Source organism: Haloarchaeobius salinus (assembly GCF_024464185.1).
GTDB classification, from domain to species: Archaea; Halobacteriota; Halobacteria; order Halobacteriales; family Natrialbaceae; genus Haloarchaeobius; species Haloarchaeobius salinus.
Map to the genome: position 1 here is coordinate 1,237,199 of NZ_JANHAU010000001.1, position 15,451 is coordinate 1,252,649.

The 15,451-nt window shown below is 70.0% G+C and carries 15 protein-coding genes; 4 read left to right on the forward strand and 11 right to left on the reverse strand.

Annotated elements, in window-relative coordinates:
• Positions 1–4: 4 nt before the first annotated feature.
• The gene (gene leuB, locus NO345_RS06325) at positions 5–982 is read right to left on the reverse strand and encodes a 3-isopropylmalate dehydrogenase (RefSeq protein WP_256297477.1); all 978 of its coding nucleotides are present in this window, start codon (positions 980–982) and stop codon (positions 5–7) included.
• A 301-nt stretch (positions 983–1,283) separates the two neighbouring features.
• On the opposite strand from leuB, the gene NO345_RS06330 reads away from it, so the two are divergent.
• From NO345_RS06330 to NO345_RS06340, 3 genes are all read left to right on the forward strand, one after another.
• Positions 1,284–1,811, forward strand: coding sequence for a hypothetical protein (locus NO345_RS06330; RefSeq protein ID WP_256297479.1), 528 nt, complete (start codon positions 1,284–1,286; stop codon positions 1,809–1,811).
• A gap of 73 nt (positions 1,812–1,884) precedes the next feature.
• Positions 1,885–3,132 (forward strand): acyl-CoA thioesterase/BAAT N-terminal domain-containing protein, encoded by a 1,248-nt coding sequence (locus tag NO345_RS06335; protein WP_256297481.1) that lies wholly within the window; start codon positions 1,885–1,887, stop codon positions 3,130–3,132.
• Entirely contained in the window at positions 3,129–3,566 is a 438-nt protein-coding gene (locus NO345_RS06340) for a RidA family protein (RefSeq protein ID WP_256297483.1), read from the forward strand. Before NO345_RS06335 ends, NO345_RS06340 begins: the two co-directional genes overlap by 4 nt.
• A gap of 6 nt (positions 3,567–3,572) precedes the next feature.
• On the opposite strand, the gene leuD is transcribed toward NO345_RS06340, so the two are convergent.
• From leuD to NO345_RS06375, 7 genes are all read right to left on the reverse strand, one after another.
• Positions 3,573–4,193: a 3-isopropylmalate dehydratase small subunit gene (leuD, locus tag NO345_RS06345; protein ID WP_256297485.1), complete on the reverse strand. Its 621-nt coding sequence runs from the start codon at positions 4,191–4,193 to the stop codon at positions 3,573–3,575.
• Complete coding sequence (leuC, locus tag NO345_RS06350) at positions 4,186–5,616, reverse strand: 3-isopropylmalate dehydratase large subunit (RefSeq protein WP_256297487.1); 1,431 nt, start codon at positions 5,614–5,616, stop codon at positions 4,186–4,188. Before leuC ends, leuD begins: the two co-directional genes overlap by 8 nt.
• Entirely contained in the window at positions 5,616–5,969 is a 354-nt protein-coding gene (locus tag NO345_RS06355; RefSeq protein ID WP_256297488.1) for a DUF7989 family protein, read from the reverse strand. Before NO345_RS06355 ends, leuC begins: the two co-directional genes overlap by 1 nt.
• A gap of 2 nt (positions 5,970–5,971) precedes the next feature.
• On the reverse strand, positions 5,972–7,030 hold the full coding sequence (gene ilvC, locus NO345_RS06360) for a ketol-acid reductoisomerase (RefSeq protein ID WP_256297490.1): 1,059 nt from the start codon (positions 7,028–7,030) through the stop codon (positions 5,972–5,974).
• Positions 7,027–7,647: an acetolactate synthase small subunit gene (ilvN, locus tag NO345_RS06365; protein ID WP_256297491.1), complete on the reverse strand. Its 621-nt coding sequence runs from the start codon at positions 7,645–7,647 to the stop codon at positions 7,027–7,029. The genes ilvC and ilvN overlap by 4 nt, the downstream gene beginning before the upstream one ends.
• Positions 7,644–9,428 (reverse strand): biosynthetic-type acetolactate synthase large subunit, encoded by a 1,785-nt coding sequence (ilvB, locus tag NO345_RS06370; protein ID WP_256297493.1) that lies wholly within the window; start codon positions 9,426–9,428, stop codon positions 7,644–7,646. Before ilvB ends, ilvN begins: the two co-directional genes overlap by 4 nt.
• A 346-nt stretch (positions 9,429–9,774) precedes the next feature.
• The gene (locus NO345_RS06375; protein WP_256297576.1) at positions 9,775–10,989 is read right to left on the reverse strand and encodes a LeuA family protein; all 1,215 of its coding nucleotides are present in this window, start codon (positions 10,987–10,989) and stop codon (positions 9,775–9,777) included.
• 261 nt (positions 10,990–11,250) lie between these two features.
• On the opposite strand from NO345_RS06375, the gene NO345_RS06380 reads away from it, so the two are divergent.
• Positions 11,251–11,703 (forward strand): ferritin-like domain-containing protein, encoded by a 453-nt coding sequence (locus NO345_RS06380; RefSeq protein WP_256297495.1) that lies wholly within the window; start codon positions 11,251–11,253, stop codon positions 11,701–11,703.
• Here the strand turns inward: NO345_RS06380 and NO345_RS06385 are convergent.
• From NO345_RS06385 to NO345_RS06395, 3 genes are read right to left on the reverse strand one after another with little or no spacing between them, the layout of a single operon-like run.
• The gene (locus NO345_RS06385; protein ID WP_256297497.1) at positions 11,700–12,698 is read right to left on the reverse strand and encodes an ABC transporter permease; all 999 of its coding nucleotides are present in this window, start codon (positions 12,696–12,698) and stop codon (positions 11,700–11,702) included. The two genes, NO345_RS06380 and NO345_RS06385, sit on opposite strands and share 4 nt — an antisense overlap.
• Entirely contained in the window at positions 12,695–13,522 is an 828-nt protein-coding gene (locus NO345_RS06390) for an ABC transporter ATP-binding protein (protein ID WP_256297499.1), read from the reverse strand. The genes NO345_RS06385 and NO345_RS06390 overlap by 4 nt, the downstream gene beginning before the upstream one ends.
• Positions 13,519–15,450, reverse strand: coding sequence for a NosD domain-containing protein (locus tag NO345_RS06395; protein ID WP_256297501.1), 1,932 nt, complete (start codon positions 15,448–15,450; stop codon positions 13,519–13,521). Before NO345_RS06395 ends, NO345_RS06390 begins: the two co-directional genes overlap by 4 nt.
• Position 15,451: the final 1 nt, after the last annotated feature.

Sequence of the window (15,451 nt, forward strand, 5' to 3'; positions counted from 1 at the left end):
TATCTCAGAGCCGGGCCAGCACGGCGTCGCCAACGTCCGCCGTGGTCGCGTCACCGCCGAGGTCCGGTGTCTTGGGGCCGTCCGCGAGCACGTCCTCGACGGCAGCGCGGACGCGGTCGGCCTCGTCGTCGTAGCCGAGGTGGGCGAGCAGCATCGCGGCCGAGAGCAGCGTCGCCGACGGGTTCGCGACGCCCTCGCCGGCGATGTCCGGCGCGCTCCCGTGGACCGGCTCGAACAGGCCGTTCTCGGGACCGACGTTCGCGGAGGGGAGCAGGCCGAGCCCGCCGACGAGGCCGGCGGCGAGGTCCGAGAGCACGTCGCCCGCGAGGTTCGGGCAGACGACCACGTCGAACTGTTCGGGGTCGAGGCAGACGTGGGTCGCGAACGCGTCCATCAGCACCTCCTCGGTGTCGACGCCGTGCTCGTCGGCGACCGAGACGACGGCGTCGCGGAACCGGCCGTCCGTCTCGCGCATCACGTTCGCCTTGTGCGCGACGTGGAAGCCCTCGATACCGCGCTCGTCGACGTAGTCGCAGGCGAACTCGGCGAGTCGTTCGGAGGCCGAGGTCGTGACGACGCGCGTGAGCGTCGAGAGGTCGTCGGAGAGCCGGTCCTCGTGGCCTGAATAGACGCCCTCGGTGTTCTCGCGCAGGAAGACGAGGTCGGTCTCGGGCCGGAGCGCGTCGACGCCCGGGTAGGCGCGTGCCGGCCGGACGTTCACGAACGAGTCGACGGCCTCGCGGAGCGGGAGCACCACGTCGGCGGCGGTCTCGCCGGCCGCCCCGAAGATGGTCGCGTCGGCGTCGGCGACGAGGTCGTACGTCTCCTCTGGGAGTGCGGTGCCGGTCTCGGCCTTCGTCGCGTCGCCCGCGTCGCCGTGGACGAACTCGAACTCGCCGACCGCGTCGAGCACGTCGACGGCGACCGGGACGACCTCCTGGCCGATGCCGTCGCCGGGAATGACGGCGATCTGGTCTGTCATGCGGGTAGGGACTCGTCGTGTCCAAATCAGGATTCCGGAAGGGGCCACATACGCCAGGGGCCACAGCCAACCGCCCCACCCCAAGCTATTTAACCCTACGCGAGAAATAATTACATGCAATAGCTGTGCGAATAGAAATCGGCAGTTTCTTGTATCAGTCTCCAGTACCAACTGTTCCCGGCAGCGCGCCGGCACCGACGACAGGCCACACATCCCGCTGACGACGGTGTACCGCCCGATACCGAGCGACAGCCACGGCGTTCGCCGAACGAGCAACGCGACGCCACCGCCTACATCCCACATGCACGACACGACCCAGAACACGGTAGACGTTCCGAGCGACCCGACACGACTCGCCGACCGCGACGACATCGAGGAGATCACCGACACGTTCCCCCACGGCGACGATGACCACTGCGAGGCCGACTACGCCGGCCGAGCCATCGTCGGCGTCACGAACGACGCTGGCGACCTGCTGCTCGTCGTCGACGACGAAGCCGGCCGTGCAGTCCTCCCGAGCCCGAAGGTCGAGTACGAGGGCGACTGGACGGCCACCGCCCGCGAGGAGATAGTCGAGGTGGCCGGCTTCGACGTCCGTATCACCGGCGTCGAGCGTGTCCGCCACGCCGAACACGTACTCCAGGACGACGACGAGGTCTTCGACGAGACGACCCACCTCGTGCTCGCCGCCGAACCCGTCGCCGACGAGCCCGAGCTCCCCGACCTCGAAGCCGAGGACTGGTCACTGGAGTGGCACGACAGCTACCCGTCGGACCTGTTCGAGGACGGGAGACCGGAAGCCGAGGACGCCCGGCTGTTCGTCGACTGACCGCGCCGGCCCTTCACCGTTCACCGAGCTGCAGCCAGCACCGCCGACGACCGACCCACCACCAGCCACAGCCATGTCAGAACTCTCACCACAGGACCCGAGCACAGCCGACGACCAGCGAGACACCGACACCGACGGTGCGCTCGCCATCCACGCCCCGCCGGAGAGCGCGAACGACGAGGCGATTCCGGTCGAGGTGACCGGCCTCGCGCCCGACGAGTCGGTCGACTTCACGGCCGAACTTCGCGCTCACGACGGCGTCACCTGGCGCTCCGAGGCGACGTTCACCGCCGACGAGGACGGCACCGTCGCCCTCGCCGCACACGCCCCCGACGACGGGAGCTACGACGGCGTCGAACCGATGGGCTGGTACTGGTCCATGACCGCCACCGACGACGAGACGCGCTTCCCGGCCATCAGCGACGAGCCGACCATCGAGGTCGACCTGCGAGCGACCGCGGGCGACCGACGCGCGACCCGGACCATCACCCGCCGCGTCTCCGACGAGGGCGTGACGGGCCGACCTGTCGATCACGACGAGTTCGTCGGCACGCTGTTCGAACCCGCCGGCGAGGGACCCCACCCGGGCGTCCTCGAGCTGCACGGCTCCGCCGGTCGGCTCTCGAACTCGACCGCGAAGGCGCTCGCGAACGAGGGGTACGCCGCGCTCGCCATCGACTACTTCGGCGAGGGCGAACCCATCCCCGACGACCATCGGCGGGTCCCCCTCTCCTACTTCGACACCGCGGTCGACTGGCTGCACGCCCAGCCCGGCGTCTGCGAGGGTCCGGTCGGGCTCGTCGGTGCCTCCCGTGGCGCCGAACTCGCCCTCCTGCTCGGCGCGCGCCGGGACTGGGTCGGCGCGGTCGTCTCCTACGCCGGCAGCGCCATCATGTGGGACACGCCCTCGGGGGAGCCCGCGTGGACCGACGACGGCGAGCCAGTCCCCCACGTCGTCGCCGACCCGACCCCCGGCGCGTCCGTCGAGAACGGGCTCACCGACGAGCAGGTCGAACGCGCGACCCCGCGCGTCGAGGAGACGCACGGGCCGGTCCTGCTCCTCTCCGGTGGCGACGACGAGGTGTGGCAGTCGCGGTACCTGTCGGACCTCGCGATGGCGCGGCTGGAACGGGCCGACTTCCCGCACCGCTTCGCGCACCACACCTACGACGGCGTCGGCCACTTCATCGGTCGACCGTACGTCCCGATGGCCGGCGTCGGCCCCGCCGACCGTGTGCAGGCGACCGCCCACGCGGCCGCGGACTCCTGGCCGCGCGTGAAGGCGTTCCTCGCGGACGGACTTCGGGGGGCAGACGAGTGAAGAAGACGGTCATCGCCCCCGGTCAGGGTGTGGTCGAGTCGGACGAACTGGACGAACCGCAGACCTCGCTCGCGGTCGCGACCCACCGCAGCGACTGCGTCCACGTCGAGTGCAACGGCCTCGTCTACCCCGAGGGCGACGTGCGCGAGCAGACCCGCGAGCTGTTCGGGCTTGTCGCGAAGATGGTGGGCGAGTTCGACGGGACGCCGAACGACCTCGTCATGCTCCGATGGTACGTCGAATCGGGTGAGTACACGCCCACGACCCGGGGGGCGGTCCAGGAGGTGCAGGCCGAGTTCGTCGACCGACCGCACTACCCGGCCGGCTGTGTCGTCACGACGCCCGAGATTCCCGTCGATGGCGCGCTGCTCGAACTCGACGCGACGGCGACGATCCCGGCCGACGGCTGGACCGTCGAGACGATAGAAGAGTGACCGGAATCAGGCGGTGTCGACGTACGGCAGGCTCGCGGCGGTCTCCGCGACCGCGCCCGCGTTCGCCTTCATCAGCGCCGTGGTGTCCCAGACGCCCTCGACGAGCGCCTTGCGCTGGGCGTCGTCGACGGTCACGTCGACGGTGGTCTCGCCGTAGGTGACCGTCTCCGCGGCCACGTCCACGTCGATGTCGCCGTCCGGGTTGTCGTCCACCCACTCCTGGAGTGCTTCGACCGTCTCGGCGTCGGCCGTGACCGTCGGCACGCCGAGCGCGAGGCAGTTGCCCGCGAAGATCTCGGCGAACGACTCGCCGATGATCGCGTCGATGCCCCAGCGCACGAGCGCCTGCGGGGCGTGCTCGCGCGAGGAGCCACAGCCGAAGTTCGCGTTGACGACCATCACGGAGGCGTCGCGGAAGCGGTCCTCGTTCATCGGGTGGTCCTTCTCCTCGTCGTCCTCCGTGAACCGCTGGTCGAAGAACGAGAACTGCCCGAGGCCGTCGAACGTGACGACCTTCATGAACCGCGCCGGGATGATCTGGTCGGTGTCGATGTCGTTCCCGCGCACCGGGATGCCGCTACCCGAGACGTGTTCGACGGTCTCGGCGGGGCCGTCGGAATCAGTCATCGACGACCACCTCCGCGGTCTCGAGGTCGCGAACGTCGGTCACTTCGCCCTCGATGGCCGCGGCGGCGACCATCCGGGGGTTCATCAGGACGGTGCGCCCGTCCTTGCTCCCCTGTCGGCCGACGAAGTTCCGGTTGGAGGAGGAGGCACAGGCCTCGTCGCCCTCCAGCTGGTCCTCGTTCATGCCGAGGCACATCGAGCAGCCGGCGTTGCGCCAGTCGAAGCCGGCGGCCTCGAAGGTCTCGCGCAGGCCCTCCTCCTCGGCGGCCCGCGCGACGCGCTGGCTGCCCGGGACGACCATCGCGCGGACGTCCGGGTGGACCTCGCGCCCCTCGACGATTCGGGCCGCACGGCGCAGGTCGGGCAGCCGGGCGTTCGTACAGGAGCCGAGGAACGCCACGTCGATGGGGTAGCCGGCCATCGTGTCGCCCGGTTCGACGCGCATGTGCTCCTGTGCGCGCCGGGCGGTATCCTGCTTGTCGGCGGGCAGGTCCTCGGGGGCCGGGATGGGCTGGGTGACGCCGACGCCCTGTCCCGGGGTCGTGCCCCAGGTGACCACCGGCTCCAGCTCGCTCCCGTCGATGGTGACCACGTCGTCGTACTCGGCGTCGTCGTCGCTCGCGACGGACTCCCAGTACGGCTTCAGTTCGTCGAACGTCTCGGGGTTGTTCCGGAAGTACTCGGTTCCCTCGAGCCAGTCGAAGGTGGTCTCGTCGGGGCTGACGTAGCCCGCGCGGGCACCGCCCTCGATGCTCATGTTGCAGATGGACATCCGGCCCTCCATGTCGAGGCTCTCGATGGCCTCGCCGGCGTACTCGTAGACGTAGCCGACGCCGCCGTCGGTGCCGAGCCGGCGGATGATCTCGAGGATGACGTCCTTCGCGCCGACGCCGTCGGGCAGCTCGCCCGTGACCTCGATCTTCCGGACGTCCTTCTTCTCCATGGCGACGGTGCCCGTCGCGAGCACGTCCCGTATCTGGCTCGTGCCGATACCGAACGCGAGCGCGCCGAACGCGCCGTGGGTCGAGGTGTGGCTGTCGCCACAGACGATTGTCTTGCCGGGCTGGGTGAGCCCCTGCTCCGGCCCGATGACGTGGACGATGCCCTGGTTGCCCGAGTTCGGGTCGGAGAACTCGATGCCGGCCTCGCGGACGTTCTCCTCCAGCTCGCTCATCATCCGCTCGGCCGCGTCGTCGGCGTAGGGCCGGGACTGGTCGGCCGTCGGGACGATGTGGTCGACGGTGGCGTGGGTCAGCTCGGGGTACGCGACCTCCATGTCGCGCTCGCGGAGCATGCCGAACGCCTGCGGGCTCGTCACCTCGTGGATGAGGTGCAGCCCGACGAACAGCTGCGTCTGGCCGGTCGGGAGCTCCGTGACCGTATGCTGGTCCCAGACCTTGTCGTAGAGCGTGCCCTCGGACATCAGTCCTCGTCCCGTTCGCTGTGCTCGCCCCCGCGCTCGAACACGCGGTTGGCGGCGGCGTCTTCCGTCGTCCGATGGCGTACGTCGGCCATGACGTCCCGGTCGTCGTCGGACTCGTCCTCGTCGGTGGCCTCGTTCGACTCGGGCTGGTCGTCCTCCTCGGGCTCGGCGTCGAACGGCTCGGCACGTTGCTCGTCCTCGCGCGCCGGGTCGCGGCCGCCGTCGGCGACGATGGTGACGCCGTGTTCGAACACCTGGCCCATGCTCTCGCCGGTGTGCGGGTTGGTGTGGCTCACGTTCGCCATCGTGCTGTTCTTGCTGCGGTTCGGTCGGCCGGTGGTGGGTGGGGTCATGGTCAGTCGTCCGCCTGTGGCGGGGTCGCGTCCTCCTGTTCCTCGGTCGGTGCGTCGTCGGCCCACGCGAAGAGGCCACGGAGCTCCTCGCCGACGTCCTCGATGTCGTGGGCCTTCTCGGCCTTCCGGAGCTGGTCGTAGCTCGGGCGGCCGGCCTGGTTCTCGGTGATCCACTCGCGGGCGAAGGTGCCGTCCTGCACGGCTTCGAGTACCTCCTCCATGTTCTCGCGGGCGTGCTCGTCGACGATGACGTCGCCACGGGTGAGTCCACCGTACTCGGCGGTGTCGGAGACGGAGTCCCACATCTCGCCGAGCCCACCCTCGTACATGAGGTCGACGATGAGCTTCATCTCGTTCATGCACTCGAAGTACGCCATCTCGGGGCTGTAGCCCGCGTCGACGAGCGTCTCGTAGCCCTGCTTGATGAGCGAGGTGACGCCGCCACAGAGGACGGCCTGCTCGCCGAACAGGTCGGTCTCGGTCTCCTCGCGGAACGTCGTCTCGACGACGCCCGCGCGGGTGCAGCCGATGGCCTGTGCGTAGGCGAGCGCCTCCTGTGTCGCCTCGCCCGTCGCGTTCTGGTACACCGCGAGCAGGCCGGGGGTGCCCTCGCCGCGCTCGTAGTTGCGCCGGACGATGTGGCCGGGCGACTTCGGCGCGATCATCGTCACGTCGACGCCCTCGGCGGGCCGGATCTGGTTGTAGTGAACGTTGAAGCCGTGTGCGAACTGGAGCGTGTCGCCCGACTCGAGGACGGGCTCGATCTCCTCGTAGACGGCGGGCTGGACGGTGTCGGGGACGAGCACGGATACGATGTCGGCGGCCTCGGCCGCGTCGCGTGGCGTCTCGACCTGCAGGCCGTCGGCCTCGGCGGCGGCGCGGGAACTGGAGTCCTCGCGCAGGCCGACGACCACGTCGACCCCGCTGTCGGCGAGGTTCTGTGCGTGGGCGTGGCCCTGGCTGCCGTAACCGAGTACGGCGACGGTCTTCCCGTCGATGTAGCTCGCGTCGGCGTCGTCGTCGGTGTACACTGTCGTCGTCGTGGAGTCGTCTGTCGTCATTGGTTGGTGGATCGCGGGGTTGTGTCGTCGGTTGTCGATTCGGTGCCGCGCGCGAGCGCGGCCGTGCCGGTCCGGGTGACCTCGCGGACGCCGAAGCGCTCGAACGTCTCGACGGCCGCGCGGATCTTCTGGCGGCTCCCGGTTATCTCGACGGTGACCGTCTCCGGGCACGCGTCGACGGTCTTCGCGTCGTACATCTCCGCGACGGCGGAGACCTGGTCGGGGTGTTCGGCCTCGACCTTCACGAGCGCCAGCTCGCGGTTGATGGCGTCACCGGGCAGCTCCTTCACCGAGATGACCGGGATCTGCTTCCTGAGCTGCTTCTCGATCTGGTCGATGCCGGGGTCGGACTCCTCGGTCACGACCGTGATGCGGGCGCGGGAGTCGTCCTCTGTCGGCCCGACGGTCAGGCTCTCGATGTTGAACTGCCGCCGGCTGAACAGCCCGGAGACCTTCGAGAGGACGCCGGGCTCGTGTTCGACGAGCACCGAGATGACCGCGCGGCGCGTCGCCGGCTCGGCCTCGACCTCGGGGTCGATGCGGATGCCCTGTGCGTTCCGTCGTCCCTCGGGGGTGGGCCGCTCGTCGGGAGCGGGCCCCGTCAGTCCGGAGCTCACAGGTGTCCCTCCTCCAGCGCGAACTGGCCGTTGTCGCCGCCGCTCGGGACCATCGGGTAGACGTTCTCCTCGGGGTCGATGTAGCAGTCGAGCACCGCGGGGCCGTCGTACTCGAGCGCCTCGGTGATGGCGTCGGCGACGTCGTCGTATTCGGCGACGCTGATGCCCTTCGCGCCGAAGCCCTCCGCGAGCGTGGCGAAGTCGGGGCACCAGTGGTACTCCGAGGCCATCCGCCGGCGGTCGTAGAACGCGTCCTGCCACTGGCGGACCATCCCGATGTGCTCGTTGTTGAGCACGACGACGGTGATGTCTAAGTTCTCGCGAACCGCGACCGACAGCTCCTGCATCGTCATCAGGAACGAGCCGTCGCCCTCGAAGGAGACGACCTGCCTGTCGGGGGCGGCGACCTTCGCGCCGATGGCGGCGGGGAGGCCGTAGCCCATCGTTCCAAGCCCGTGGCTGGAGACCCAGGTGCGGGGTTCGGTGTAGGTCCAGTACTGGACCGCCCACATCTGGTGCTGGCCGACGCCGGTCGTGACGATGGCGTCGTCCTCGGTCGCCTCGTCGAACGCCTCGACGACGAACTGCGGCTTCAGCGGCTCGTCCTCGGGCGTCGCGTAGTCCATCGGGTACTCCGACTTCCACTGCTGGCAGGTCGCGCGCCACTTCTTCGTCTCGGGCGCGGCGCGCATCGCCTCGTCCAGCTGGGTGACGACCGTTCCGGCGTCGCCGACGAGGGGGTAGTCCGCCTCGATGTTCTTGCTGATCTCGGCCGGGTCGATGTCGACGTGGACGACCTCGGCGTCGGGCGCGAACGTCTCGATGCCGCCGGTGAGGCGGTCGTCGAAGCGGCAGCCGACCGCGACGAGGCAGTCGGTGTGGGTGATGGCCATGTTGGCGTAGCCGGTGCCGTGCATGCCGGCCATCTCCAGCGCCAGCTCGTGGTCCTCGGGGAACGCGCCGACGGCCGGCATCGTCGTCGTCACCGGCAGGTCGTACGTGGTCGCGAATCGCCTGACCTCGTCGCTGGCGTCGCCCTTGATGACGCCGCCGCCGACGAGCAGGAGCGGGCGGTTCGCGGACTCGATGGCGTCGGCGGCCTCGCGGACCGCCGACGGGTCGGCGCGCTCGGTCACCTGGTAGGTGTCCGGCGTGGTCGGCGGGCCGGGCTCGCGGTCGGTCTCGGCCTGCGTGACGTCCTTCGGCAGGTCGACGAGCGTCGGGCCGGGGCGACCGGACCGGGCGAGGCCGAACGCCTCGCTCACGTCGTCGCCGACGGTGTCGGAGCCGCTGGCGAAGTAGTTGTGCTTCGTGATGGGCGCGGTGACGCCGGTCGTGTCGGTCTCCTGGAAGGCGTCGTTGCCGACGAAGTCGGTCGGGACCTGCCCGGTCAGTGCAACGACCGGGTCGGAGTCCATCGAGGCGTCGGCGATGCCGGTGACGAGGTTCGTCGCGCCGGGGCCGGACGTGGCCATGCAGACGCCGGGCTCGCCCGAGACGATGCCGTAGGCGTCGGCCGCGTGGGCCGCGCCCTGCTCGTGGGCCATCGTCACGTGGCGCACCGACTCGGAGTCGTACAGCGCGTCGTAGACGGGCATGATCGCCCCGCCCTGGACGCCGAAGCAGTACTCGACGCCGGCGTTCTCCAGCGCCTCGACGACCGAGGTCGCGCCGGTGCGCGGTCGTGCTGGCGCATCGTCGGGGGCCGTGGACTCGCCGTCGCTCGGTGTCGTCTCACCTGTCGCTCCGTCGGTGGGTGCCGTGCTCGCTCGTTCGCTCATGGGCTCGGGCCGTCGAACGGTGTTGTGGTCGTGGGTCGATACCGGTGGTCACCCGCTGCTGGCGGGCGACGTGTGGCTGTGGTTCGGTGTCGTGTGGGTGTGTCGGCGGTGTGCATCGGTGTCGGACGGACGCTCGGCTGCGGGTCTGGAGTCGGTGCAGAAACGGTCGTGGGAGGGAGTGGTGTAGGGGCTAGGCGGCCCCTACAATACCGAGAATCCGTACGACGGCCCGACCGCTGTCGAGGGGCAGGCCCCGGACAGGCGGTCGGCGTCTCATTACCAGAGACGTAGGGCGAGCACGATATATAAACGTTGGTGGTCGTGCAGTCCTTGCCGCCGGACCGCATCAGACCGACACCTCCTCGTGGTCGGTCTCCTCTCGCTTCTCGACGCCGACATCCCGGGCGAACTCGCGGACCGTCGACGCGGTGACCCGCTCCTTCTCCGCTCCGCGGTCCTTCACCATCCTGGTGACTGCACGGACCTCGCTCTCGGTCGGGTCGTAGCCCGCATCGACCAGGTGCTCGCGGACGGCGTTGACGCCCGTGTGCTTGCCGAGCACCAGCTCGCGGGTCGCGCCGACCATCTCAGGGGTCATCACGCCCGGTTCGAACGTGTCGCTGTTCTCGATGACGCCCGCCGCGTGGATGCCGGACTCGTGGCTGAAGGCGTTGTCGCCGACGACCGGCTTGTTCGCCGGGACCGGCATGTCCGAGCGCGCCTCGACCAGCTTGCTCAGCTCGGTGATGCGCGTCGTGTCGATGCCGGTGTCGGTCTGGTACACCGACTCGACGGCCATGACGAACTCCTCGTAGGCGGCGTTGCCGGCGCGTTCGCCGATGCCGTTCACCGAGACCTGCGCCTGCTCGGCACCGGCCTCGATGCCCGACAGCGCGTTCGCCGTCGCCAGCCCGAAGTCGTCGTGGGTGTGGACGTCGATGCGGGCGTCCGTGTGGTCCGTGACCGTGTCGATGAGGTCGTAGAACCGACGCGGGGTGGCGACGCCGCAGGTGTCCGGTACGTTGATCCAGTCGGTGCCCGCCTCGGTGACGGCCTCGACCATCTCGACCAGGAACGCCTCGTCCGTTCGGGTGGCGTCCATGGGCGAGAACATGCAGTCGACACCGGCGTCTTTCACCTGCCGGACGGAGTCGACCGCGCGTTCTTTGACCTGTTCCCTCGTGGCGTGCATCGAGTCCTCGATCTGGACGTCGGAGGTGCTGACGAAGACGTGGACCATCTCCACGCCAGCGTCGAGCGCGGCCTCGACGTCCTTGTCGACGACGCGGGCCAGGCCCGCGGTCGTCGCGTCGGTGTGGCGAGCGATGTCGGAGACAGCCTCGAACTCCGCGTCGGAGTTGACGGGGAACCCGGCCTCGATGACGTGGGTGCCCATCTCGTCCAGCACGGCCGCTATCTCGCGTTTGTCCTCGTAGGAGAACGACGTCCTCGGGGACTGCTCACCGTCCCGCAGTGTGGTGTCGAAAACTCGTGCAGCGTCGAACTCGTCAGTTACGTCCAGGGTGCCCTGGAAGAACTCGACCGCCCTGACGGGTGTCAGAGCGAGTGTCGTTGTGAGACATCGTACCCGTTCCGAGGTGCGAACTCCTATATAAGCCTGGTGCTGTGACAGACGGTCGTTCCGCGGAAACCACGTGTTATCGACCGTGACGTTCGCGGAAACCCGCAGCGGGCGTCGGCTACTGTCGGATATGCATTCCTAATATTGTTTGTATCACGGTTCGGGAGTCGGCTCGCGGGGCTGGTCGAGAGGGTGGCCGGCTACCTCAGCGTTAAGCGGCTGGTCACCGTCCGTCTAGGTATGGCAGACGAAGTGATCCAGCTCCTCAAGAAAGCGTACGGCGACGAGATCGAGACGGTCATGAACTACATGTCGAACTCCATCGTGCTCGACGGCGTGCGGGCCGAGGAGATCAAGGAGAGCCTCGACCAGGACATCCAGGAGGAACTCACCCACGCGCGCCAGCTCGGCGAGCGGCTGAAGCAGCTCGACGACGCGCCGCCGGGGTCGATGGCGTTCGAGGCCACCCAGGAGAGCCTCCAGCCCCCCGAGGACACGACGGACGTGCTGGCGGTCATCGACGGCGTCATCGAGGCCGAGGAGGACGCCATCGAGACGTACCGCGCGCTCATCACGGCGGCCGAGGAGAACGACGACCCGGTGACCGAGGACCTCGCGGTGACCATCCTCGCCGACGAGGAGGCCCACCGGACCGAGTTCCGCGGCTACCGGAAGGAGTACCGCAGCGACTAGTCCTCGGGCGCGCCCTCGGCACCGCCGGGGGACGTCGGTCCGTCCTCGCTCGCGTCCTCGTCGGACGCCTCGACCGGTCCGTCAGCGGTCGACTCGGTCGCCCCGTCGTCAGAGACCGCAGACTGGCCGGCCGCGTCCCCGGTTCCCGCCAGCGTCTCGACGACCCGCCAGCGTTCCGTCGGCGGCTCCGACCAGACGGAAAGCGCCGCCAGTACGAGCGACCCGACCAGCCAGAGCGCCAGCCCGACGACGTTCGCGAGCACCGCCGACAGCGGCAGCGTCGTGGCCTCGACGGTCCGGATGGAGAGGGCGAGCGTCAGCCCGCGGAACGCGCTGTTCGGGCTGAGCGCGAGCAGGTACCGCAGCCCGTCCGGGCCGACGAGGCCGGTCGACAGCGCCGCGACCAGTCCGAGATCCAGGCCGACGGTCAGCAGCACGAGCACGCCGACCGCGGCCGTGATGGCGGTCCGGCCCCGGGTCGCGACCGTCGAGACGGCGACGACCGCCGCCAGCACGACCGCGGCGTACAGCGTCGCGAGCAGCACGAACCGGAGGTAGGTGCCGAACGGGCCGTCGCCGCCGTGGCTCGCGATGACCGGGTTGGCGGGCGGCCCGAACAGCGGGACGAACAGCCCGGCGACGAGCAGGGTGAGGAACACGAGCGAGAGCACGGCGGTCGCCCGGCCGACGAACACGCCGAGGACGTACGTCCGCGGTCGGATGGGGTACGTCCGCAGCACGTCGAGCTCCTTCGAGGCAGCGTCGGCCTGGATGGCGCGGTAGCCGAACGCCACCGCGAGCAGCGGCACGAGCACCTCGACGGGCGTCAGCAGGTCCGCGACGAGCGGGACGTAGCCGGTGAGACTGCTGGCGACCGCGAGCCACCACACGACCGCGGCGAAGCCCACCGCCGTCGCGACGTAGGCCGGCGTCCGGGCGACGATGGTGAGTTCGCGCTCGACTACGGCGAACAGGTCGTCGAGTTCCCCGTTCATGCTCCCTCCTCCGTGTCGGACTGTGCCGCTCGCGGCTGCCGGTCCGCGCCGTCGGTCCGCCCGGCTCGAACCGTGAGTTCGTCGCCGACAATGCCGCGGAACGCCTCCTCGAGCGTCGCCGCGCCGGCCCGCTCGACGACCGACTTCGGTGAGCCGTCGGCGACGATGCCGCCGCGGTCCAGGACGAGCAGGCGGTCGGCGGTCTCCGCACCGACGAGGTGATGGGTCGCGATGACGACCGCGACGCCGCGGTCAGCGAAGGCGTCGGCCGTCTCGAAGATGTGGCTCCGCATCGCCGGGTCGAGCCCGCTCGCAGGCTCGTCCAGCACGAGCAGCGGCGGGTCGCCGAGCACCGCACCGGCCATCCCGAGCAGCCGTTTCATACCGCCGGAGAGCGCGCCGACGCGGCGGTCGGCGACGCCGTCGAGGCCGACGAGGGAGAGCGTCTCGTCGACGTCCGCGTCGTCCTCGAGCAGGTCGCCGTAGAACGACAGCGTCTCCTCGACGGTGAACCCCGTCCGGAACGCGGGCTCCTGCGGACAGAAGCCGATGGGTCGGTCGCCCGTCGCCGCGACCGCGACCGAGCCCTCGGTGGCCGGGAGGAGTCCCGCCAGCACCCGGAGCAGGGTGGACTTGCCGGAGCCGTTCGGACCCACGACGGCGGTGACGGTCCCCGATTCGAGCGAGAACGACACGTCGTCGAAGACGGTCACGTCGCCGAACGAGAGCGCGACCGAGTCGACGGTGGCGACCGGCCGACGGTCGACGGGCTGCTGGTCGTCGCCGATGCCGCCAGCGTGGTCCGGTTTCTCCGTCTCGCTCATCCCATCACCCCCGTGGTTGGCCGCGAATCCGTGGCGTTCAGCGCCGCCGCGACCGCGTCGGGCCGTACCGGGCCGACACGCGGTGCCTCGTCGACGACACCGCTGCTCCGGAGCCCGGGCAGCGAGCCCTCCTGCGAGCGGAGCAACTGGACGGCCGGCGAGGTCGCGAGGACGTGTGCGTCCGGCGACGAGGCCGCGTACCGGTCGACCGCACCCGTCGGCTGGAACGCGCGGTCGATGAAGCCGTCGCGGTCGCTGTCGACGCCGGGTGCGCCACCCCAGTAGTTGCCCGCGCCGTCGTCGGTCCAGATGCGGACCGGGCCGAGCGAGGTGGAGACGTAGCGGTCGTTGCCGACGATGTCGTTCGCCGTGACGACGTTCGTCGGGATGAGCGTCGAGGCGCGGATGCCGACCTCGTTGCCGACGACGGTGTTCCGGGCGAACAGCGACCGGTCCGAGCCGACGTCCAGTCCCTGCTCGTTGCCGACGACCGTGTTCCCGACGACGTAGGAGGCGCGGCCGGCCACGTCGATGCCGATGTCGCTGTCGGTGACGTGGTTGCTCGCGATGACGTTGTCCTCGGGCAGCGTCATCACGACGACGCCGGTCCGGGTCCGCGTCGCGGTGTTGTTCGCGACGAGCGTCTCCGAGGTGTACATCTCGTGGACGCCGAAGCGCAGGTCCGCGAACCGGTTGTCCCGGACGACGGTGCCGTCGCCGAGGTGCATGTAGACGCCGTCGCGCCCGCCGACGAACGTCGAGTCCTGGACGAGCATGCGCGAGTGGATGGTGATGGTGCTCATGAAGCCATCGCGCCAGGGCGTCTCGCCGTCGACGCGTACGTCCTCGACGACCACGTCGTCGCTGTAGCGCACCGTCACGCCGTTGGTCGGCGTGTCGACGTACACGTCGGCGACGTACGAGCCGCCCGCGTCGTCGAACTCGATACCGGAGGCGGCGTAGCCGTACGCCCGGAGCACCTGTGCGTCCCAGGCGTCGGTGTCGAGGTCGATGTCCGGACGGGCCTGCTGCTGGCCGATGCCGCGGATCGAGAGGTCGGTGACGGCGACGCGGGCGTCGAACGCGCGGAGGACGCTGCCGTTCCCGTCGCCGACGACCCAGGTCTCGTTGACGCCGGCTCCGCGGATGGTCAGCGGCTTGCTGACGGTGATGTTCTCGTCGCGGTACTCGCCGGCCGGGAGCACGACGGTCGTGTTCGCCGGAGCCTGGTCGATGGCCGCCGCGAGCGTCGGAGCGTCGTCGCCGACGACGACGGAGACCGGCCGCTCGGTCAGGCTGCGGGCATCGGCCGCCGCGGCGTCGGCCCAGGCGTTCCGGTCCGCGGCGCGGCGCTCGGCGGCGTCGGCGGAGAGCTCGGAGCGCTCGAACGGGTGGGCGCTGAGACCCTCCCAGTCGACGACGGTGCCGCCCAAGCGGTCGGTGAAGGACTCGGCGGCTCCGCGGTCCCTGAACGGAACGACGGCGCTCCCACCGGGGTGTCTCGCGTCGGAGTCGACGACGAAGACGGCGTTCTCGACGGCCACCCAGTCGGTGTCGCCACCAGTCACGCGCAGGTAGCCGTCCTCGCCCGTCTCGAGTTCGGCGTCGGCGTAGTCGGTGACGTAGATGGAGAGCGGGACGCCGAACTGGCGCTCGTGGCCGTCGCGGTCGAGTTCGGTCACGAGCGAGGAGAGCCCCTGGTGGCCGACGACGTAGCGGTAGCGCGAGTAGAACACCTCCGCCCGCGGGACCGCGATACCGCGCTCCCGGACGACGCGCTGTTCGGCCTGGGTCAGGTCGGTCATCCCGATGGTGTCGTCGAAGTCGACGACCGACGGTCCCTCGCCGGGGTCGACGTCGACGACGAAGACGCCGCTGGTCACCAGCAGGAGGGCGACGAGCGCGGTGACGAGGTAGCGGACGTACACG